General features: G+C 58.9%; 25 protein-coding genes and 1 tRNA gene. 17 read left to right on the top strand and 9 right to left on the bottom strand.

Going from position 1 to position 21049, the window contains the following annotated elements; genetic code table 11:
• The first annotated feature begins 130 nt into the window (after positions 1 to 130).
• From AC19YS_RS12065 to hrpT, 17 genes are all read left to right on the top strand, one after another.
• Positions 131 to 1855 carry a tetratricopeptide repeat protein gene (locus AC19YS_RS12065; protein WP_106578557.1) on the top strand — a complete coding sequence of 575 codons (1725 nt, stop codon included), beginning with the start codon at positions 131 to 133 and terminating at the stop codon, positions 1853 to 1855.
• A gap of 4 nt (positions 1856 to 1859) precedes the next feature.
• Positions 1860 to 2477 carry a lipoprotein insertase outer membrane protein LolB gene (gene lolB, locus AC19YS_RS12060; RefSeq protein ID WP_500601803.1) on the top strand — a complete coding sequence of 206 codons (618 nt, stop codon included), beginning with the start codon at positions 1860 to 1862 and terminating at the stop codon, positions 2475 to 2477.
• A gap of 50 nt (positions 2478 to 2527) precedes the next feature.
• Positions 2528 to 3331, top strand: a complete 804-nt coding sequence (gene ispE / locus AC19YS_RS12055) for a 4-(cytidine 5'-diphospho)-2-C-methyl-D-erythritol kinase (protein ID WP_367242561.1) — start codon at positions 2528 to 2530, stop codon at positions 3329 to 3331.
• A 36-nt stretch (positions 3332 to 3367) separates the two neighbouring features.
• Positions 3368 to 3442 (top strand) — tRNA-Gln (locus AC19YS_RS12050).
• 46 nt (positions 3443 to 3488) lie between these two features.
• Positions 3489 to 4430 carry a ribose-phosphate pyrophosphokinase gene (locus AC19YS_RS12045; RefSeq protein ID WP_003208392.1) on the top strand — a complete coding sequence of 314 codons (942 nt, stop codon included), beginning with the start codon at positions 3489 to 3491 and terminating at the stop codon, positions 4428 to 4430.
• 138 nt (positions 4431 to 4568) lie between these two features.
• Entirely contained in the window at positions 4569 to 5171 is a 603-nt protein-coding gene (locus tag AC19YS_RS12040) for a 50S ribosomal protein L25/general stress protein Ctc (protein WP_106578554.1), read from the top strand.
• A gap of 168 nt (positions 5172 to 5339) precedes the next feature.
• Positions 5340 to 5924, top strand: a complete 585-nt coding sequence (gene pth / locus AC19YS_RS12035; protein ID WP_010213318.1) for an aminoacyl-tRNA hydrolase — start codon at positions 5340 to 5342, stop codon at positions 5922 to 5924.
• Positions 5925 to 5945: 21 nt separating this feature from the next.
• A complete protein-coding gene (gene ychF, locus AC19YS_RS12030) occupies positions 5946 to 7046 on the top strand; it encodes a redox-regulated ATPase YchF (RefSeq protein WP_101266309.1) in 1101 nt (366 codons plus the stop codon).
• Between the two features lie 304 nt (positions 7047 to 7350).
• On the top strand, positions 7351 to 8265 hold the full coding sequence (locus AC19YS_RS12025; protein WP_500601801.1) for a sigma 54-interacting transcriptional regulator: 915 nt from the start codon (positions 7351 to 7353) through the stop codon (positions 8263 to 8265).
• Between the two features lie 256 nt (positions 8266 to 8521).
• On the top strand, positions 8522 to 8689 hold the full coding sequence (locus AC19YS_RS12020; protein WP_157986803.1) for a hypothetical protein: 168 nt from the start codon (positions 8522 to 8524) through the stop codon (positions 8687 to 8689).
• Between the two features lie 85 nt (positions 8690 to 8774).
• Positions 8775 to 9140 (top strand): hypothetical protein, encoded by a 366-nt coding sequence (locus AC19YS_RS12015; RefSeq protein ID WP_500601799.1) that lies wholly within the window; start codon positions 8775 to 8777, stop codon positions 9138 to 9140.
• Positions 9141 to 9144: 4 nt separating this feature from the next.
• A complete protein-coding gene (gene sctJ / locus AC19YS_RS12010; RefSeq protein ID WP_124416385.1) occupies positions 9145 to 9930 on the top strand; it encodes a type III secretion system inner membrane ring lipoprotein SctJ in 786 nt (261 codons plus the stop codon).
• Complete coding sequence (locus tag AC19YS_RS12005) at positions 9923 to 10504, top strand: type III secretion protein (protein ID WP_500601797.1); 582 nt, start codon at positions 9923 to 9925, stop codon at positions 10502 to 10504. Before sctJ ends, AC19YS_RS12005 begins: the two co-directional genes overlap by 8 nt.
• Positions 10482 to 11087, top strand: a complete 606-nt coding sequence (gene sctL, locus AC19YS_RS12000; RefSeq protein ID WP_500601795.1) for a type III secretion system stator protein SctL — start codon at positions 10482 to 10484, stop codon at positions 11085 to 11087. The genes AC19YS_RS12005 and sctL overlap by 23 nt, the downstream gene beginning before the upstream one ends.
• A gap of 91 nt (positions 11088 to 11178) precedes the next feature.
• A complete protein-coding gene (locus AC19YS_RS11995; RefSeq protein WP_200624324.1) occupies positions 11179 to 11412 on the top strand; it encodes a hypothetical protein in 234 nt (77 codons plus the stop codon).
• A gap of 263 nt (positions 11413 to 11675) precedes the next feature.
• Positions 11676 to 13811 carry a type III secretion system outer membrane ring subunit SctC gene (gene sctC, locus AC19YS_RS11990; protein WP_367242524.1) on the top strand — a complete coding sequence of 712 codons (2136 nt, stop codon included), beginning with the start codon at positions 11676 to 11678 and terminating at the stop codon, positions 13809 to 13811.
• Positions 13808 to 14011, top strand: a complete 204-nt coding sequence (gene hrpT / locus AC19YS_RS11985; protein WP_119736448.1) for an HrpT family type III secretion system protein — start codon at positions 13808 to 13810, stop codon at positions 14009 to 14011. The genes sctC and hrpT overlap by 4 nt, the downstream gene beginning before the upstream one ends.
• A gap of 93 nt (positions 14012 to 14104) precedes the next feature.
• Here the strand turns inward: hrpT and sctU are convergent, their stop codons facing one another.
• The 9 genes from sctU to AC19YS_RS11940 are packed head-to-tail and all read right to left on the bottom strand — an operon-like array spanning position 14105 to position 21025.
• On the bottom strand, positions 14105 to 15202 hold the full coding sequence (sctU, locus tag AC19YS_RS11980) for a type III secretion system export apparatus subunit SctU (protein WP_500601792.1): 1098 nt from the start codon (positions 15200 to 15202) through the stop codon (positions 14105 to 14107).
• Positions 15199 to 15987, bottom strand: coding sequence for a type III secretion system export apparatus subunit SctT (gene sctT / locus AC19YS_RS11975; RefSeq protein WP_500602032.1), 789 nt, complete (start codon positions 15985 to 15987; stop codon positions 15199 to 15201). The genes sctU and sctT overlap by 4 nt, the downstream gene beginning before the upstream one ends.
• Positions 15988 to 15997: 10 nt before the next feature.
• On the bottom strand, positions 15998 to 16261 hold the full coding sequence (gene sctS / locus AC19YS_RS11970; RefSeq protein ID WP_058411467.1) for a type III secretion system export apparatus subunit SctS: 264 nt from the start codon (positions 16259 to 16261) through the stop codon (positions 15998 to 16000).
• 7 nt (positions 16262 to 16268) lie between these two features.
• Entirely contained in the window at positions 16269 to 16922 is a 654-nt protein-coding gene (sctR, locus tag AC19YS_RS11965) for a type III secretion system export apparatus subunit SctR (protein WP_200624322.1), read from the bottom strand.
• Positions 16919 to 17932 carry a FliM/FliN family flagellar motor switch protein gene (locus AC19YS_RS11960; RefSeq protein ID WP_200624321.1) on the bottom strand — a complete coding sequence of 338 codons (1014 nt, stop codon included), beginning with the start codon at positions 17930 to 17932 and terminating at the stop codon, positions 16919 to 16921. The genes sctR and AC19YS_RS11960 overlap by 4 nt, the downstream gene beginning before the upstream one ends.
• A complete protein-coding gene (locus AC19YS_RS11955; RefSeq protein ID WP_200624320.1) occupies positions 17929 to 18387 on the bottom strand; it encodes a type III secretion system HrpP C-terminal domain-containing protein in 459 nt (152 codons plus the stop codon). The genes AC19YS_RS11960 and AC19YS_RS11955 overlap by 4 nt, the downstream gene beginning before the upstream one ends.
• Entirely contained in the window at positions 18359 to 18796 is a 438-nt protein-coding gene (gene sctO / locus AC19YS_RS11950; protein WP_106578541.1) for a type III secretion system stalk subunit SctO, read from the bottom strand. The genes AC19YS_RS11955 and sctO overlap by 29 nt, the downstream gene beginning before the upstream one ends.
• A complete protein-coding gene (locus tag AC19YS_RS11945; RefSeq protein ID WP_106578540.1) occupies positions 18783 to 20141 on the bottom strand; it encodes a FliI/YscN family ATPase in 1359 nt (452 codons plus the stop codon). The genes sctO and AC19YS_RS11945 overlap by 14 nt, the downstream gene beginning before the upstream one ends.
• Positions 20138 to 21025, bottom strand: coding sequence for an FHA domain-containing protein (locus AC19YS_RS11940; protein WP_200624319.1), 888 nt, complete (start codon positions 21023 to 21025; stop codon positions 20138 to 20140). The genes AC19YS_RS11945 and AC19YS_RS11940 overlap by 4 nt, the downstream gene beginning before the upstream one ends.
• Positions 21026 to 21049: the final 24 nt, after the last annotated feature.

The raw sequence follows: 21049 nt of genomic DNA, 5'->3' as shown, positions 1-21049 counted from the left end.
TCAGAACAACCACCGTAGGCTATTGTCCTAATGCCTTGTGTCTATAAAGGCGCCAACTGAGACTCGGTTATGTTTGGCCGAAGGCTTGTGTCATGATGATCCGACCGCAGGTTAGTCGTCCTCTTCCTATATGAATAGATCTTCCGCGTTGCTCCTTGCTTTTGTCTTCCTCAGCGGCTGCCAGGCCTTGGCACCCGTGTCGCCGGACGGTACGCCGCCGGTTGAAGACAGCACCCCCGCCCCTGAAAAGCCCAAGGTTTATTCCTCGTTCAATGAAGAAACGATCTACAGCCTGCTGACCGCCGAACTCGCCGGCCAGCGCAATCGTTTCGATATTGCCCTGGATAACTACGTGACCCAGGCCATCAACACTCAGGATCCGGGTATTTCGGAGCGTGCGTTTCGCATCGCCGAATACCTGGGCGCTGACCAGGCTGCGCTGGACACCTCGCTGATCTGGGCGAGAAACGCACCGGACGACCTGGAAGCGCAGCGGGCCGCGGCCATTCAACTGGCGCGCGCGGGGCGCTATGACGACTCCATGGTCTATATGGAGAAAGTCCTGCTGGGCAAGGGCGACACGCATTTCGACTTCCTCGCGCTGTCGGCTGCCGACACCGACCAGGACACGCGCAATGGCCTGATGAAGAGTTTCGACCGCCTGCTGCAAAAGCACCCGAAAAACAGCCAGCTGATTTTCGGCAAGGCGTTGCTGCTGCAACAGGACGATGAAGCCGACGCCGCACTCAAGCTGTTGGAGCAGAACCCGCCGGAAGACGGCGAGATCGCACCGATTTTGCTGCGTGCGCGCTTGCTGCAGAACCTCAATCGCGGCAAGGAAGCGATTCCTCTGCTGGAAAAGAGCATCAAGAAGTATCCGGACGACAAGCGCCTGCGCCTGACTTATGCGCGCACGCTGGTTGAGCAGGACCGCATGGAAGACGCCAAAGTGCAGTTCGCCAATCTGGTCCAGCAATACCCGGACGACGATGAATTGCGCTACTCCCTGGCACTGGTGTGCCTGGAGGCCAAGGCCTGGGACGAGGCCAAGGGCTATCTGGAAGAACTGATCCAACGCGAAAGCCATGTGGATTCGGCGCACCTGAACCTCGGCCGTATCGCTGAAGAGCGCAACGACCCGCAGGCGGCCCTGCTTGAGTACGCTCAGGTCGGCCCTGGCAACGACTACCTGCCGGCCCAATTGCGCCAAGCTGACATCCTGATGAGCAACGGCCGCACCGACGAGGCGGAAAAACGCCTGGCCGCAGCGCGCGATGCCGAACCGGACTACGCGATCCAGCTGTACCTGATCCAGGCCGAAACCTTGTCGGCCAACAAGCAGGGCGAACGCGCCTGGAAGCTGCTGCAACAGGCCTTGTTGCAATACCCCGACGATTTGAATCTGCTGTATACCCGCGCCATGCAGGCGGAAAAACGCAATGACTTGGCGCAGATGGAAAAAGACCTGCGCCTGATCATCAAGCGTGACCCGGACAACGCCATGGCGCTGAACGCCCTGGGTTACACCTTGTCCGACCGTACGACGCGCTACGCCGAAGCCAAGGTGCTGATCGAGCAAGCCCACAAGCTCAACCCGGAAGACCCGGCCGTACTCGACAGCCTGGGCTGGGTCAATTACCGCCTGGGCAACCTGGACGAAGCCGAACGCTTGCTGCGCCAGGCACTGGAACGCTTCCCCGACCAGGAAGTGGCCGCCCACCTTGGCGAAGTGCTGTGGGCCAATGGCAAGCAGCGCGAAGCGCGACAAATCTGGGAAAAATTCCTCAAGGAACAACCCGAAAGCCCCATCCTGCGCGGCACCATCAAGCGCCTGACCGGATCCGAGACCCTTTAAGCTTATGTTCTTGCGCCACGTAATTGTTTTCAGCTTCATCGCCCTGCTCGCCGGTTGCGCGGGTTTCGGCGCTCGCGAATCCGTTGAAGGCCAGGGCAACCCGGCGCAATGGAAACAACACAAGGATCAGCTCAGCAGCATTGATGGCTGGCAGATCGAAGGCAAGGTCGGGGTTCGCGCGCCAAAAGATTCCGGCAGCGGCACGTTGTACTGGCTGCAGCGCCAGGACTATTACGATATTCGCCTGTCCGGCCCACTGGGCCGCGGCGCGGCTCGCCTGACGGGACGCCCGGGGCAAGTCAGCCTGGAAGTGGCCAACCAGGGACGCTATGAAGCGGCGTCGCCGGAAGAATTGCTGGAGCAGCAAATAGGCTGGAAGCTGCCCGTTTCGCACCTGGTGTGGTGGGTTCGCGGTTTGCCCGCGCCGGACAGCAAAAGTCGCCTGAGCCTCAATGGCGACAGTCGGCTGGCCACGCTGGAGCAAGACGGCTGGCAGGTGGAGTACCTCAGCTACGTGCAACAGAGCGGTTATTGGCTGCCCGAGCGCATCAAGCTGCATGGCACCGACCTTGACGTCACACTGGTGATCAAGGACTGGCAACCGCGCAAGCTGGGGCAATAAACGTGACTGTTACAACGCTGACGCTGCCCTCCCCCGCCAAACTCAACTTGATGCTGCACATTCTGGGTCGCCGTGAAGACGGCTACCACGAGCTGCAGACGCTGTTTCAATTTCTGGACTACGGCGATGAACTGACCTTCGCCGTACGCGATGATGGCGTGATTCAGCTGCACACCGAATTCGCAGGCGTGCCCCACGACAGCAACCTGATTGTGAAGGCCGCAAAAAAACTTCAGGAACAATCCGGTTGCCCCCTGGGCATCGACATCTGGATCGATAAAATTTTGCCCATGGGCGGTGGCATCGGCGGTGGCAGCTCAAATGCCGCGACGACGCTGCTCGGCCTCAATCACTTGTGGCAACTGGGTTGGGACCACGATCGCTTGGCTACGCTGGGCCTGACGCTGGGCGCTGACGTCCCGGTTTTCGTGCGTGGGCAGGCCGCTTTTGCCGAGGGCGTGGGGGAGAAACTCACCCCGGAATACCCCGAAGAGCCGTGGTATGTCGTGCTTGTTCCGCAAGTATCTGTAAGTACAGCAGAAATTTTTTCAGATCCACTGTTGACACGTAACTCTCCTCCCATTAAAGTGCGCCCCGTTCCCAAGGGAAACAGTCGAAATGACTGCTTACCGGTTGTAGCAAGGCGTTATCCAGAGGTACGTAACGCTTTGAATTTGTTAGGTAAATTTACCGAAGCAAAATTAACCGGAACTGGAAGTTGTGTGTTTGGGGGCTTCCCAAGCAAAGCTGAAGCTGATAAAGTCTCGGCCCTTCTTACAGAGACCCTTACAGGGTTTGTAGCAAAGGGAAGCAACGTTTCGATGTTGCATCGCAAGCTGCAAAGTCTGCTCTAAAGGAACCGAGTACTGGGTACTCGTTGCAACAGATACAGGGGCGTCGCCAAGCGGTAAGGCAGCAGGTTTTGATCCTGCCATGCGTTGGTTCGAATCCAGCCGCCCCTGCCATTTTCTAATACTCATCCAGGTTACCCTCAGCCTCTAGGTACTGCGCGTGTCCAAGATGATGGTCTTTACGGGGAATGCCAACCCCGATCTGGCTCGACGTGTCGTACGTCAGCTGCATATCCCTCTCGGTGACATCTCTGTCGGTAAATTCTCCGACGGTGAAATTACAGCCGAGATCAATGAAAACGTCCGCGGTAAAGATGTCTTCATTATTCAGCCGACCTGCGCTCCGACCAACGATAACCTGATGGAACTCGTCGTGATGGCTGATGCCTTCCGCCGCTCCTCAGCGACTCGAATCACAGCTGTAATCCCTTACTTTGGTTATGCCCGTCAGGATCGCCGTCCGCGTTCCGCACGTGTGGCTATCAGCGCGAAAGTCGTTGCTGACATGCTGACCGTGGTAGGCATCGACCGTGTTCTCACGGTTGACCTGCACGCTGACCAAATTCAAGGGTTCTTCGATATCCCGGTAGATAACATCTACGGCTCCCCAGTACTGGTGGATGACATCGAAGACCAGCGCTTTGAAAACCTGATGATCGTGTCCCCGGACATTGGTGGCGTCGTGCGTGCACGGGCTGTTGCCAAATCCCTGGGCGTTGACCTCGGGATCATCGACAAACGCCGTGAGAAAGCCAATCACTCTGAAGTGATGCATATCATCGGTGATGTCGAAGGGCGTACCTGTATTCTGGTTGATGACATGGTCGACACCGCCGGCACACTGTGCCACGCGGCGAAAGCCTTGAAAGAGCACGGTGCCGCAAAAGTCTTCGCCTACTGCACACACCCTGTGCTGTCGGGCCGAGCAATCGAGAACATCGAGAACTCCATGCTGGACGAACTGGTGGTGACTAACACCATCCCGTTGTCCGCAGCAGCTCAAGCCTGTTCGCGTATCCGTCAATTGGATATCGCACCGGTAGTTGCCGAGGCGGTTCGCCGCATCAGCAACGAAGAATCGATCAGCGCGATGTTCCGTTAAGGTTCACGCCTTAGCGACATCAACCTGACGAAAAGCGCCCCGCCCCAGCATACTGTTGGGGCGGGGCTTTTTTGCCCATATCGCCTTTAGCGCTGGTCGCAAACGCTGGGGCGAATGTGGTTATTTTGGAGATACAACATGAACGATTTTACTTTGAATGCTGAACTGCGTTCCGACCTGGGGAAAGGTGCGAGCCGCCGCCTGCGTCGTCTCGCAAGCCTGGTTCCAGCTGTAGTTTACGGTGGCGAAAAAGCCCCTGAATCCATCAGCATGCTGGCTAAAGAAATCGCCAAACTGCTCGAAAACGATGCTGCTTACAGCCACGTTATCGAACTGAACGTTGGCGGCACCAAGCAAAACGTGATCATCAAAGCTCTGCAACGTCACCCGGCCAAAGGCCACGTGCTGCACGCTGACTTTGTACGCGTTGTAGCCGGTCAGAAACTGACCGCTATCGTTCCAGTGCACTTCGTTGGCGAAGAAGCTCCGGTCAAGAAAGGCGGCGAGATCTCGCACGTCCTGAACGAAATCGAAGTGACCTGCCTGCCGAAAGACCTGCCTGAGTTCATCGAAGTCGACCTGTCGGCTCTGGAAATCGGCGCAATCGTTCACCTGTCCGACCTCAAGGCCCCTAAAGGCGTTGAATTTGTCGCACTGGCTCACGGTGATGACAAAGCTGTTGCCAACGTTCACGCTCCACGCGTTGCTCCAGAAGCTGAAGAAGAAGGCGCTGCAGAGTAATTCACTCTGTATTGCCGGAGCTTGAGGAAACATCGCGGACCGAAACGTAGCGAGAAAGCGGGCGATAACGCGGCGTTTACTCTTGAGTAAATGATCTCTTGTCGTCCACTTTCGCCGCACGCAGGTTGCGGCGATGTTATCCACAACTCCAAAGGAAGGGCCCCTGTCGTGACTGCCATTAAACTGATCGTTGGCCTGGGAAATCCAGGCGCCGAATACGAACAGACCCGGCATAACGCGGGGGCCCTTTTTGTTGAGCGTATCGCCCACGCCCAAGGCGTAAACCTGGTGGCCGATCGCAAATATTTTGGCCTGACCGGACGCTTTTCGCATCAAGGTCAGGATGTTCGTCTGCTGATTCCCACTACCTACATGAACCGCAGCGGCCAAGCCGTCGCGGCGCTTGCGGGCTTCTTCCGGATCAAACCCGAAGAAATCCTGGTGGCCCATGACGAACTGGACCTGCCACCCGGCGTTGCCAAACTCAAATTAGGCGGCGGGCATGGCGGGCACAATGGCCTGCGCGACATCATCGCGCAGCTGGGCAATCAGAATAATTTTTACCGTCTGCGGCTCGGCATTGGCCACCCAGGCGTTGCCAGTATGGTTTCAAATTTCGTCCTGGGTCGTGCGCCACGCGCCGAACAGGAAAAACTCGATGCCAGCATCGACTTTGCCCTCGGCGTGCTGCCGGATATCTTCGCCGGTGAATGGAACCGTGCGATGAAAAACCTGCACAGCCAGAAGGCCTGACTCTTACCGAGGGGAAACACCATGGGATTCAATTGCGGCATCGTCGGCCTGCCCAACGTCGGCAAATCCACCCTGTTCAACGCCTTGACCAAGTCCGGTATTGCGGCGGAGAACTTCCCCTTCTGCACCATCGAACCCAACAGCGGTATCGTGGCCATGCCGGACCCGCGCCTGCAGGAGTTGGCGGCTATCGTCAATCCAAAGCGCATCCTGCCGACCACCATGGAATTCGTCGACATCGCAGGCCTGGTGGCCGGCGCGTCGAAAGGTGAAGGCCTGGGCAACAAGTTCCTGGCCAACATCCGTGAAACCGATGCCATCGCCCACGTGGTCCGCTGCTTTGAAGACGAGAACGTGATTCACGTCTCCAACAGCGTCGACCCGAAACGCGACATCGAGATCATCGACCTGGAACTGATCTTCGCCGACCTCGACAGCTGCGAGAAACAACTGCAGAAAGTCGCGCGTAACGCCAAGGGCGGCGACAAGGATGCCGTGGTTCAGAAAGGCCTGCTGGAGCAATTGATCGCTCACTTCACCCTGGGCAAGCCAGCGCGCAGCCTGATGAAGAGCATGAATGCCGATGAAAAAGCGGTGATCAAAGGCTTCCACCTGCTGACCACCAAGCCGGTGATGTACATCGCCAACGTCGCTGAAGACGGCTTTGAGAACAACCCATTGCTCGACGTGGTCAAGGCCATCGCCGAGGAAGAAGGCGCGATCGTGGTGCCGGTGTGCAACAAGATCGAGGCCGAAATTGCCGAGCTGGATGACGGCGAAGAAAAAGACATGTTCCTCGAGGCGCTGGGCCTGGAAGAGCCTGGCTTGAACCGTGTGATCCGCGCCGGCTACGAAATGCTGCACTTGCAGACTTACTTCACCGCCGGTGTCGAAGAAGTCCGCGCCTGGACCGTCAAAGTCGGCGCTACCGCGCCACAGGCTGCCGGCGTGATCCACACCGACTTCGAAAAAGGCTTTATCCGTGCCGAAGTCATCGCCTACAACGACTTCATTCAGTACAAGGGTGAAGCCGGTACCAAGGAAGCCGGTAAGTGGCGTCTTGAAGGCAAGGAATACATCGTCAAAGATGGCGACGTGATGCACTTCCGTTTCAACGTATAAGTAACCTTGCGGTAATTGCCGCAAACAAAAAAGCCGATGCATTGCATCGGCTTTTTTGTGGGTAACTACTTATGGACGCTCATCCGAACAACCTGTCGCTTAAGAATTATCCTATTAACCCTCGGCATTTTACCAACTACACACCCCAGCAAAATAATCCCCAAACCTATCTCATTTCTCCTACGTCTTGCGCGTAAGTTCCTACTTCAGAACCACAACAAAATAACTATAATTCGCGACCTGCTGGCCTTTGCCTGTCGACCGTTGCCTGAATGATGCACAGTGATAATGGAGCACTTACTTGATGTCGGATGCCTACCATAGGGAAGTTGAAACGGACATCTCAATCAGTGACAGCTCAGGTATTGAAAACACCCTTAACAGCACAGCGTCACTCAATATCGACATTCTGCTACTCGGTGAAACCGGCACCGGGAAAGACACTTTGGCCCAACGGGTCCATCGCTTGTCGGGGCGGCGCGGTAACTTCATTGCCGTGAACTGCGCCGCTATCCCGGAAAGCCTCGCGGAGAGCCAATTGTTCGGGGTCAACAGCGGCGCCTATACCGGGGCCGTGCAATCGCGGGCCGGCTTTGTCGAGGCGGCTCATTTGGGCACCTTGTACCTCGATGAGGTCGACAGCATGCCATTGAGCCTGCAGGCCAAACTGCTGCGGGTGCTGGAGTCGCGGGGCGTGGAGCGTCTAGGTTCAACCCGCTTCATCCCGGTGGACATGCGCGTTATTGCCTCGGCTCAACAGTCACTGCACCACATGGTCGAATTGGGCACCTTCAGGCGTGACCTGTACTTTCGCCTGAATGTGGTCAGCCTCGAACTTCCGGCCTTGCGCCACCAGCGGGAGCGCATCATTCCGCTGTTCATGAAGATGGTCCGGGAAGAAGCCGAGCACTTCAAATGCACCGTACCGACTGTTCCCGGCCAGCTGTTGCAACAACTGCTGTGCCACGCCTGGCTGGGCAATATTCGCGAATTACGTTCGTCCGCCAAGCGCTTCGTGCTGGGCCTGCCACCGTTCTCTACGCCCATGAGCAACCCGCACGACGGAAAGCTGAGCCTGAAGGAACGCCTGCAACAAATCGAAAAAGCACTGATTGAAGAGTCGTTGCGGCGCAATGATCATTGCGTCGATATCACCGCATTTGAATTAGGCGTCGCCAAACGCACGCTCTACCACCGAATCAAACAACTCGACCTATAACCGAAACAGTGCACTTGACGCAGTGCGGCAAAACTTACCCACTCGCACCTCCTCGGGCACTTTAGCGCATACATAGCATCAAGCATTACAACAATGACTTCTCAACAAACAGCACTGGAAATAATTTTAAACATATAAATACTGGAACGCTTTATTTCCTTGCACCACTTATAAGTGGGTGACGTCACAGCCACTCAACACGCGACGGTAGCTAACACTCGCTATCAGACTTCATTTGAAATCAAGAAGGTGATCTATGTCCTCAATCTCAGGTATTGGTGGTTCCAGCGCGGGTAACCAGGCGCAACTGGACGCAATCAACGCAGATAAAGAAAGGAAAGTCGTCGAAGAGGCCAAGAAGACTGCTGAACAAGAACTGACTACAGCGAAAGCGGGCCGCATTAAGTCTTTGCGATTCGCTTAAGTCAGCGCGACCTCCTCTGCCCAGGTCGAGGAGGTTTTCATCGTCACGACGCACGTAACACTCGATACGTTCGATGGAGATTCACATGTACATCACCACCCCTGGGCAATCGGAAAACAGCAGCACTCTCCCTCAAGCCGAGGCGCCTGGCGCGATCAACCGGGCGTCTGACATCAACTTTTTCAACGCCCAACTCAGCCAGACCGAGCAGCCCGTTAAAGGCATCGTGCCTGCCGTGGCGTCCCCTGCTCAGTCGTGGGACGCGACAGCCTCGGACACTTTATCCAGACGCGTATCCAAAGGCTTTCGTGACGCGAGCCTGAACAAAAAGACCAAGGACGCGAACGAGTTCCCCCAGGCGCTCGCCGAAGCGCACATCGACGTGATGTCACGCGTCAAGGTCATTGGCGCCGTCGCGAAAGGCGTCGACAAAATTTCAAGCATGGGATAGCTGCATGTACCGCCGCCTAACCGCCCCATTCTTGTTTTCATTAGCGTTGATGCTGTCCGGTTGCGGTGACAGCGTAGAGCTTCATCGCAATATTTCTGAGCAGGAAGCCAACGAAGTCATCGCGGAGCTGGCAGACAAGCAAATCCGGGCCCAGAAGGTGCCCGGCAAAGACGGGGTCGCTGTTCGGGTCAAGGCAAGTGACATCAGCCGAGCTGTGCGTACCCTGGATGCGGCGGGGCTGCCCAAAACGGCCCGCTCGACGCTGGGGGATATCTTTCGCAAGGAAGGCGTCATCTCCACCCCGCTGGAAGAGCGCGCACGCTACATCTACGCGCTGTCCCAGGAACTGGAATCGACCTTATCCAACATAGACGGTGTGATCGTCGCGCGTGTGCATGTGGTACTGCCTGAGCGCGTCGCGCCAGGCGAGCCGGTACAGCCGGCGTCCGCCTCGGTTTTCATCAAGCACGACCCGCGACTGGACCCGGACAATATCAATCCGCGCGTGCGCAGACTGGTGGCCAGCAGCATCCCGGGCATGGCCTCGGCCATAGACAACACGACAAAACTGACCGTCATTTTTGTACCGGCCACCGCCTACACCGAGCAGCAACAGCTGACCTACCTCGGCCCTTTTCTGGTGCCCGAGCAAGACCTTGGTTTCTGGCGCGCCAGCCTGATTGCGCCGCTGATCATCGCTCTGTCAGCAGGCATTGCCTGGCTGTTCTGGCGCCGCAGAAAAGTCTTCACACCCACCCCGCAAACCGCGCCGGCACACGCCCATGAGTGACGACCTCAGCTGGGTAACATGGTGGGCTTTCCCCTGGAAAAACGCCCACATCGACTGGCTCACGCAAACGGGTTTTGTGGAAACCGCAGCGCTTTCACGCGCCTATCATCGCCGCGTGAGCAGCCTGTTCGACATCGCGCCCGAGCTTGCCCCTCCCACGTCTCCAGCCCTCCTCCAATGGGTATTGAGCAGCGCGCAACAACGCGACCTCGCACTGACACTGGTTAATGAGGTGTACAACGCGCCCCACGACAGCCGGTTGAATCAAGAGCAGCTGCTGTGGTGCCAGCGCCTGGCCAAGGCACTGCCCACGGGCTCAACAGCGGTGGACGTCGACGACCCATTGCACTACCTGCGCGCGTGGGTCGCGCCCAATGTCTGGCAGCGGCTACGCCTGAATTTTGCTCGCCCAAGGGTGCTCACGTTAGAGCAGCATCCTCGACTGGCAGACACACACGGCCGGTTGGATACCCTGTGGAAAGCCACGATCTGGCGCGCAACCTCCACCGCTGTCGATGATGCGCCGCCCGCCCCTCGCGAGAACCCCGACCATGTTTTGCGCCCACACGATTGAGCTGAACACCCCCGCCCACGAACTGCCCACGGCCCTGATCCCCAGGGAAATGCTGTCTGAATACACCCAGGCCCGTCAGCTGTTGGAACACGCAGAAACTCAAGCACAAACGCGCATCAGCCAGGCCCAGGCGCAATGCGAAAAAATACTCGAAAGTGCCAGTGATGAGTTCTGGCAACGCGCCAATGCCCAGCTGCACCGCTGGGAGTCAGAGCGCCAGGCAATGCTGGCAAGTTTGGAACAGGTCGCCAGCTCAGTCATCAGCGCGGCCATTCGAACCCTGCTGGAGGAGACTGTGCCTGTTCAACGCCTCACAACACTGCTCAACAAACTGCTGGAGGCTCAACTGCCCACCGTTGAGGCGCACCTGGTGTGCAATCCGCTGGACCGTGAACACGTCGAGCTATGGCTCAATCTTCACAGCAGCGTGCCCTGGACGCTTCGAGTCGAAGACGGGATCGCCGCCCAGTCGCTGCTGCTTGAGACGGAAGATGGCGGGTTTCACATCAACTGGGCGCATGCCCTGGACAACCTGGTGGCGATTCCACCCTTGGCCAAATCAAGTGACAACGTTGCTGGGTAAACGCAGTTCTTTTTAACCACACAGGCCTGTTGTTGGAACTGGTGAGCAATCTGCCGCCACACAGGGATACACACCCACTGGAGATAACGCCATGAATACTGACTCACGCGTACTCAGCAGTCTCTACAGGCAGCAATCGCAAGCCGAAAAAAACCTCGACCAGATCAGCGCCGACATTCCGTACAGCGAAAGAAGCGAAGACAGCGCGCGACTCTTCGAACAACTCATTGAAGAAAAGTCCGCCCTGGTTAACAACTTTGCCGTGAGTTCGACCTACCTCAGTTACAAGCACGAAACGGTTAAATCGGCCATCAATGTCGTTTAGTGGCTGGTGGCAAACGCTGACTGACGGCTTGGGTGGTCGTGAACAGAACAGGCGGCGACTTGAACCGCAAGTCAGCCCTCGCCCGGGTTCGGGCCATACGCCATCTCCGGTGGGTGCAATGCCCGCCACTTGATAGCAAACCCTTGAAGTACCTCTCAACCAACGTGACACCTGGCGCAGCGCAACGGCGCGCCTGACAACGGCTGGGCGCAAATTCGGCCCACTTCATTACGACGCTTTCGCACTGAAACAGAGAACCTGTCATGTATAGCAAGATCAACAAGCACACTGGCTTGCGTTTAAACTCGCCCGCGGCTCTGGCAAAACGCGCCCACTGGCGTTGTTTGCTTGCGCTGCCCTTGTTGTTGGCGCCGCTGCACAGCCCCCTCGCCGCCATCCCATCCGAATGGAAAAACACCGCCTACGCCTATGAAGCCGAGCATAAGCCCCTGCGGGATGTGCTGGAGGACTTCGCCCAGACGTTTGGCACGCAACTGCAAGTCGACGGTCTGCTGGAGGGCATCGTAAATGGCAAGATACGCGCCAATACTCCGCAGTCGTTACTCGACAGGCTGGGCGTTGAACACCGTTTTCAATGGTACTTGTACAACAACACCCTCTATATCAGCACCCTGGACCTGCAAGAGTCCGCGCGCCTGGAGGTTTCTTCCGAGACCGTCGCCGACCTCAAGCGGGCCCTGACCGATATCGGCTTGCTCGACAGTCGTTTCGGCTGGGGTGAACTGCCCGATGACGGGGTGGTGCTGGTCTCTGGCCCCAAGCGCTACATCGAACAGATCAAGCAATTCAGCAGCCAGCGTAAATCACCCGACGAAAAACAAAGCGTGCTCAGCTACCCGCTGAAATTCGCCAACGCGGGAGATCGCCAGATCGATTACCGCGGCGAAAAAATAGTCATCCCTGGCGTTGCCAGCATGCTGCGGGGCTTATTGGAGCCGCGGGCGACGTCATCCCTGTCGACGCTTACCCCGCGCCCCTTTGCCTCACAGCCCTCGCCCATCACGCCGAACTTTGCGCGGTTGAGCAATCCCATGCTCGGGCAAATGTTCGGCCAGACAGCGGACCCAGGCCAGTTGGCCTCTGGCGCCACGCTCACCCCGCGCGCTCCGGTGTCGGCAGGCAAAATCCGCGTAGAGGCCGACGTGCGCAACAACGCCGTCCTGATCTACGACCTCCCGGAACGGCAGGTCATGTACCGAGAGCTGATTACCCAGCTCGACGTGGCGCGCAAAATGGTGGAAATCGACGCAATCATCCTCGACATAGAGCGCTCTCAACTGCGCGAATTCGGGGTCAACTGGGGCAACAGCCATTTCAGCAGCGACATGAGAATGGCCCCTGGGAGTTCATCGCAGCTGTCGATCGAAAACCGTGACCGCTTCTTTGCCAAGATACGCGCCCTGGAGCAGCGCGGCCTGGCAACCATGGTGTCCAACCCCTCGGTGCTCACCCTGGAAAACCAGCCCTCGGTCATTGACTTCAACCGCACCCAATACCTGACCGCAGGCACGGAGGTCGCGACGATCCTGCCGATAACGGTCGGTACCAGCCTGCAAGTGATACCCAGGGTGATTACCACCCGTGGCACTCATCAGGTGCACCTCATGGTGGATATCGAGGACGGCAACTTCGATGAATCCAACCCGGATCGCATCGGCCCCGACGTGCGTCGGGGCAATGTCAGCACCCAGGCAGTAATGGCGGAAAAACGCTCGCTGGTGGTCGGTGGTTTCCATGTCACCGAAAGCACCGACAAGCGCAACAAGGTTCCACTGCTGGGCGACATACCGTTGCTGGGCAAGGCGCTGTTTTCCTCCAGCGAACGCCAGAACAACCGCCGCGAGCGTTTGTTCATCCTGACGCCACGCGTCATCGGCGATCAGGCGGACCCTTCACGGTATTTGCCGCAGGAAGATCAAGTGGAGCTGCAGGCCGCACTCAAGCCCCTGGCCAGGCGTTACGCCGAACACCCGCCGGTTATCAAGCGCAGTGACATCACCAGCACCCTGGCCAATCTGGTGACCGGGCAAGTGCCCCTGGCCTTTAAGGCGGCACCGATGCCATTGGGCCTGGACACCTTGTGCAACACCCGCGATCTACTGGCCATGAACACCGAGCGCAGCCAGTGGTACGCCGGCCCGCAGTTCAATGTGGCGGTGGTGGTGGTGCGCAATCAGATCAAGCGCAATGTGCGTATCGACGAAAAGGAGTGCAGCAATTCGCAGACCCTGGCCGTCACGGTATGGCCACGTGCCTGGCTCAAACCGGGTGAAGAAGCCGAGGTCTTTATCGCCATGCGCCCGGTGGTGAAGGATGAACACATCGGCGTGCCCCGCCCGTCCTTGATCACTCCCACTCAGAAGAAGGTCGCCCCATGAAACGCCACCTGTTGTGCATCACCCTGATCGGCACCGTGCTGCTCATCGCCGGCTGCGCTCCCACGTGCAAAGGCGACTCCTGCTCACGCCCGCAATCGACCAAAGATACGTTGGTAATCTGGTGGCCGCCGCAGATGCGCGTCGAGCCCGGCCCTTCGGGAGAGCGCGCGGATTACCAGACAATTTCGCTGGAACGATGAGTGTTCCGCGATCAACGCCGGCTGTTGCCGGGCCGTCAGGTGAGCAGCGCGGCGGCTCACCTGCCCCTGGCTTCCGCAGGTTCGGTGCGCTGATCAGCGCACCTCCAGCGCCGGCAACTCCAGGGTTTCGCGCTTGGCTTCATCATCCAGCTCACGCAACGTGCGATAGATCAGCGCCACCGCCTGCAGGGTGTCGCGGGGGATGCTCGCGCCCAGTTTGTTCGTGTAGAGCGTGCGCGCCAGCCACACGCACTGAATCACCGGCACCTCAGCGGCCTTGGCCTGGTGGATCAGTTCGCGCGCCGCGTCATCCGTGCCTTTGCATACCAGCATGGGCAGCGGCGTCTCACCCGGGCGGTAGTACAGCGCCACGGCAAAATGCGTGGGGTTGACCACCAGCATATCGGCCTCTTCCAGCTTGGGCAGCTTGACCTTCGGTTCCTCCTGGGCCAGTTGCTGGGCCAATGAACGGCGCTGCCCCTTCACATGCGGGTCACCCTCCATGTCTTTGTACTCTTTGACGACCTCGACCTGGGTCATGCGCATGCGCTTGGCGAAGAAGTGTTTTTGCAACGCCAGGTCGATAAGCGCCATCACCAGCAAAAGCCCCAGGCAGGCATGCAACAAGTGACGGAACAGAATGATCAACGCCAGGATGTAGGTTTGCAGGTCACTGCTGGCCAGGTTAATCAGCGCGCCCAAAGAAGGTTTGATCACCACGTACAAAATCACGCCCAGTAGCACTGCCTTGGTAATGCTCATCAACAGGTTCATGACCGATTGCGCGGAAAACATCTGTTTGAGCTGCTTGAGGGGATTGATCCGATTGAAATCGAGCTTCAAGGTCTCGGGAGCAAACAGAAATCCGAACTGCATCCAACTGCTGATCAGCTTCGCGGCAATTGCCAATCCGGCCATCAACAGGGCGAACGCGAAAAACATCATCAACCCTTCAAACAACACCGTCTCCAGCGCCCGCGTAAACGGCTGAGCCATACTCGACATTGGCAACACCATCAGTTGCTGAAAGCGCTGCAAACTGGTTTCGGCGGTGAACAACGCAACCTCGCTGATGGCCGTCAGCGCCAGCAGCTTGCTGACATCCTGGCTTTGGGAAACCTGACCTTTCTTGCGTTGATCGCGCAGTTTCTTGGCTGAGGCCGGGTGCTTCTTTTCACCGGAGTCACTCATGCCGTCGAGACCTGGAACATCAGCCCGAGTGACTGTTTAAGATCGCCAAGCACATTCAAGCGCCCAACGATCAGGTCCTGCAGCAACGCAAAGTACAGCAACAGAATCCCGATACCCGCCAGGCATTTGACCGGCGGCGCTAGCGTGCTCACCTGCAGCTGCTGGCTGTAGACGCCCAATAGCGCGATACCGAACTCCAGAAACATCAGCACCGCAATGAACGGCGCAGCGTAGAGCATCATGTGGGTAAAGGTATCGCCGAGCAGCCCCAGGAAAATACTGAAACCATTGACTGCCGGCAGCGGCACCCAAGCGGTGGCCGGCCATAGCAGGTAACTGTCCCAGATCACTTGGGTAAGCACGCTCAGGCCCAGGACTGCGATCAACAAGTAAATCACCAGCTGTTTGAACAGATGCCCCACAGGCGTTGCATCCGGCCCCAATGACGGGTTGAGCTGGCCACCCGCCAGGGCGCCACGCTGGTTATCCAGCAGCGCGCCAACCGACTCGAACATCCAGAAAGGCATGGCCAACAAGACCCCCAGCAAAAAGCCCAGGGCGACCTCCTTGAGCATCAGCCCGATGATCATCAGCGCCGAATAGTCCTGGCCCGCCAGTACCGCATGGATGCCGGGAGCCGGAATGAACGCCATGACCATCACGATCACGTGCCGGGGCATGCCGCGCAGATGCTGGAAACAGAACGCCGGCACCAGGATCGCGCAGGGATAGATGCGCGCCATGGCCACCAGCAGACTTGGCAGATATTCAAGATAAAGCAGCACGTGCATGCCCTCAGTTCAGTGCCGAGCGAGCGATCATGTCGAACATCAGATTGATCAGTTGAATCAGCTCCACGCCAATCCAGCGCCCCGTCAATATCAGCGTGATGCCCACCGCAACCAGCTTGATGCCAAAGGGCAGGGTCTGATCCTGTATCTGCATCAGGGCTTGCACCAGCGACGTCAGCACGCCGACGATCACCGCCACAATCAGCGGTGGTGCCGACAACACCACCACCAGCAGCATGCCCTGCTTGAACAGTACGATCGGTTCCATGGGGCACTCAAAGGTAGGAAAGGAAAAGGCTGTCGAGCAATCGCGACCATCCGGAGACCATGACGAACAACAGCAGTTTGAGCGGCAGGGAAATGGTCATGGGCGAGACCATTTGCATCCCCAGCGCCAAGAGCAGGTTGGACACAATCAGATCGATGACGATGAACGGAATGTAGATGAGGAAGCCGATCTCGAACCCGGCCTGCAACTGCGACAGCACAAAGGAGGGGATCAACAGGATCAGGTCATCGCGCTGGGTGCTTTGCGCCATTTCAGGTGGCCACATACGCGCGCTGTTTTCGTGCATATGGGTCAACACATCCGGATCGGTGTTGCGCTTCATAAACGCACGCAGCGGCTGTATGGCGACAAGACCCGTCTGTTGAAGGGTCTGCACGGTGCTCATGTCCAGGGGCGCGCCCTTGAGGTTTTCGGCGACCTGGTAACCCACCGGGGCCATGATAAACAGCGTAGCGGCCAGCGCTATGCCATTGATCGCCATGCTCGGGGGCACCTGCTGAACGCCGATAGCGTTGCGGGTAATCATCAGCACAATGACGATCTTCAAGAACGCGGTGCAGATGATCAGCAGCATCGGCAGCAGCGACAACGCTCCGAAAAACAAAGCCAGGACGACCGGGTCAACGCCCTGGAATATCATCGGGAAAACACCACGCGAGACACTTGCAAGCCGAGTCGCCCATCCACTTCCACCAGTTGCCCCTGGCCAATGGGCCGCTCGCCGTAATACAGGCCGGCCATGCCCGGGGCGTACCCGGTGATGCCCAGCACCGCACCGGGAGCAAGATTGCGCAACTCGCCCAGGGTCAGGCTCAGAACACCACAGCGCACCGTCAGCGCCATACTCAATTCGTCAAAGGGCTCACGGCCAAAGACATCCTCCACCGGTTGGTCCTGTTCAGGCCCCGGGTATTCTTCCACTACAAAGTGCTCGTCCATGGACGCTTCCTCAATCGCAAAAAGGTTCAGGCACAACGGCCCGGATTCATCGTCAATACGCCCTTGCAGATGGCGACGCCCAATACGCACGTGGCCACGGCCCTGCGCATCAAAAAACGCCTGTTCAGGCATCAGCACGTCCCCCGCACGCACGCTGCGCAACTGCCCGACGGGCAAGTTCAAGCGGCCCACGGTCACGGCGATTGCCAGGGGAAACGATGCGGGTAATGAGCTGGCCGTGGACCGCCAAGCGCCCGCCGCACACATCGCCAGCAAGCTCTGCGGGGCCAGCCACAGGTAACCGGCGACCTTGGAGGCCCCCAACATCACGGTGAAGCGGCAACCAAAGCCCAACGTTTTGGGTGCAGGCAGCAAGCGCAGATAACCGAACAACGCCACTACTTGCGGGCTGAGGTGATGCTGGAACAATTCCCAGAACCACGACGTCGAGTCATTGCCGGCTTCTGCCAGGGTGACCGGGCATTCGCCCATCAGGCTGAACATCGCCTCGGGTTCCGAGAACCCCAGTACACCGACGGCACTCTCGAAACACACCGGGCTTCGCCCTTCAGGCGCGCGGCCGGGCTCGAGCACAAACGCCCCCTGCTGATCGCCGACCTGGAACGGCATGCGTAATCCGCGCGCCAGCCGATGCAACGCCGCAACCCTTGCCGCCTCAACCAGGGGCGGTGTCACCGCCAACATGATCATGCGGGCCCCGTGCTGTTGATGTGGATATCGACTGGCTGGCCCAACGCCTCGGTCAGCCTGTCCTGATAACGTTTTTGCACCGTGGCGAGCCAATGCGCCGTGCGCGGTTCTTCGGCGTCCAACTCGACGTTCCACGCGCCCGACTGCCGCTGCACACTGGCGTTGATTCGCCCCAGCCGTGGCAGGTAAAGCACCGCCAGCAACGGCCATTGCGTGCCGCCTTGAACGCGAAGCGCCAACTGCCCCGCCAACGCCTCAATCATCAATTTATCCGTCGCCACACTTTGCGCTGGCAGACTGGAAACGTAGCCGCCCTGGCCATCGTCCTTGGCAAACAGTTGCGCGAAGGCGTGCACATGAACCCACGGCACAACGGCCTCAACGCTTCTCTCACGGTCGTCCCTGGGATCGCGCACGCGCGGCCGCTCAGACCTGCTCACAGGCAATCGTTTCATGACGCTCCTGCACCAGTAACTGGGATAATTCCGAGAGTTTTTCGACCTCGCGCAAATACTGGCTGGCCTGCTTTTGCATGCTGTCGATATGCACCACTTGCTGTTCCTGCTGCCCCTGTAACGCTTGTAACTGCGCCTCTTCACGCTGCGTGCTGGCGGACAATGAGCGCTCTTGGGTATTCCACGACTTGAGTTCCTGAAACGAGAGCACGTGCCCTTGATGCTTGCTCAATAGCTGCGCCGCTTCCTCGGCTTCCTGCAGGCGAGTGTCCTCAAGGCGCTGCTGCGCCTGCTCAACGTGCAACTGCAGTGCGCGCTGATGCCTTTTAGCCTCACCCAATGCGCGCTCAGCCCGGTCCGCGCGGTGTTTGCGCAGACGCCTCAGGGTTTCCAGCTCAGAAAGGAACATAGGCGGTCAGCTCCGTCAGTTGATCCAGGGTCGCCGCCATCGGTGAAGGCTCACGCAAGTCCTGGCGCAAAAAGCCATCCACCGCCGAACGGCTGTCCACCGCCAAGTCGGTCAGGGCATCATTGCCGGCCTGGTATTCACCCAGCTTGAGCATCAGCTCGATCTGCTGATACGCCGACAACAAACGGCGCAGCCCGGTCCCCGCCTGGATGTGCTCAGGGGTGGCGACATTGCTCAGAATTCGCGAAAGGCTGGCCAGCACATCGACCGCCGGGTAGTGACCGCGCTCGGCCAACTTGCGCGACAGCACAATATGGCCGTCCAGCAGCGAGCGAACTTCGTCGGCCACGGGGTCACTCATGGAGTCCTGTTCGATCAGCACGGTGTAGATTGCGGTGATAACGCCGTCGCGGGTCAACCCGGCGCGCTCCACCAAACGCGGCAGCAAGCTGTACACCGAAGGCGGCAAGCCCCCGCGCCCCAAGGGCTCACCGGCTGCCAGGCCGATTTCTCGCTGCGCGCGGGCAAAACGCGTCAAGGAGTCGATCAGCAGCAACACCCGCTTGCCTTTGCGTCGATAGCCCTCAGCCAGCGCCGTTGCGGTGAACGCCGCGCGGGCGCGTTCCATGCTTGACCGGTCGGATGTCGCACACACCAGCACGGCCTTGGCGCGCAACTGATCATCCAGTTCATGGTCGAGAAATTCGCGCAGTTCCCGGCCGCGCTCACCAATCAGGCCGAACACAATCACATCGCACTCGACGTTACGGGCAATCTCCGCGAGCAAGGTGGTCTTGCCACAGCCGGCACCGGCAAACAGGCCCACGCGCTGACCTTCGCCAAGCGTCAACAGACCATCGATCGAGCGCACCCCAGTCGCCAGGGCCCGGTGGATCCTCGGCCGTTCGGTCGGCAACGGCGCCTCACACAGCACCATGCTCGCATCGGGGCTGTCGGTGTCAGCGAAGGCATTGGGGCCAACGCCAGTAATCGGCCGCCCGAACCCATCGAGCACCTGGCCCAGCAACGCATCACTGACGCGCACTCGATGCGAGACACCCAGACGCTGCACACTGGCGCCCACGCGCACGCCTTCAAGGTTGCCCAAGGCACTGAGCACGGCATCCTGCTGATCGAAGCCGATGATTTCCGCCAGCATGTAGTCGTCGGCAGATTTCTCGACCTGGCACAAGTCGCCAATACGCGCGCTTGGCAACCGGCATTGCAACAACATGCCGTTGACGCGCTGAACCCGACCGCGCAGGGTCACCGGCATCAGGTTGGCCAGTGCCTGGGCCTGGCGCTGCTGCCAGGCATCGAGACGTGCATTCAGTTCTTCGTTCACCAGCGCACCTCATAACGCCGCGCGCCATCGAACACCACTTTGCTGTTGTCGATCAGCACCAGGCGCAGGCCGTCCACTTCATCACCGACAAACACCCGGCTGCCCTCTTCCAGGACGACGTGGCCATTGGGGCCGCCGACGATCTGCACGATCTTGAACGGCAGCGCGCCGTCGCTGACACGCACACGGCTGATCACCGGCACCGCGCTGTCGAACAGCTCGACAAAACGGCTGAGCATGCGCGACACCAGCTCCACATCGTCCTGCGACACGTCGCCGTTGAGCGCGACCTGGCCATTGATCACTTGCAGGCTGACCCGTTGGCTCAATTCGCGCTCATTGAGCATCTTCAGCAACTGCTGGCGCACTTCAAACGGCGTCGCCAACTCGTGTTTGACCACCATAGGCGGCATCAATGAGGCTTGGGCCTCACGCTCACCCGTGGACGCGATGCCCACCACCACGACGATGATCGCAACCACCAGCGCCACGCTGATCAGGCGCTTTTGCTGCGCGTGCGAGATGGACGAAAGTTGCAGCGCCCGCGGCGCTTCAGGGGCCGGCGGCGCTGGGGCGGGTGCCTCGGGCCATGGCTGATCGGCCCAGGTGACGCACAGCCGCACAGCCCCGACTGAAAACGGTACGTTCAGCACCAGGCTCGCAATCTGGGCCAGCACCTGCCCTTCATCACCTTGCAGCAGCCCGGCTTCGGCCTGCACTGACCAGTTTGCGTTGATCAGCCGCAACCGCGCGTGCTGCTCGGCGATGCCAGGATCATTCAGCATCAGATCGGCGTCAGGGTGAGCGCCGATGCTCCATTGCTCGCCAAAAAGCGGCAACGCGGCGCCCTGGCGCAGACCATTGAGCACCCGTAACTCAAACATTATCGAGCGCTCCGGCGCGTTGAG

This window comes from Pseudomonas sp. MF08831 (genome assembly GCF_059862645.1).
Note: the sequence above shows the minus strand (reverse complement) of the source record. Positions and strands in the feature narration are given on the sequence as shown.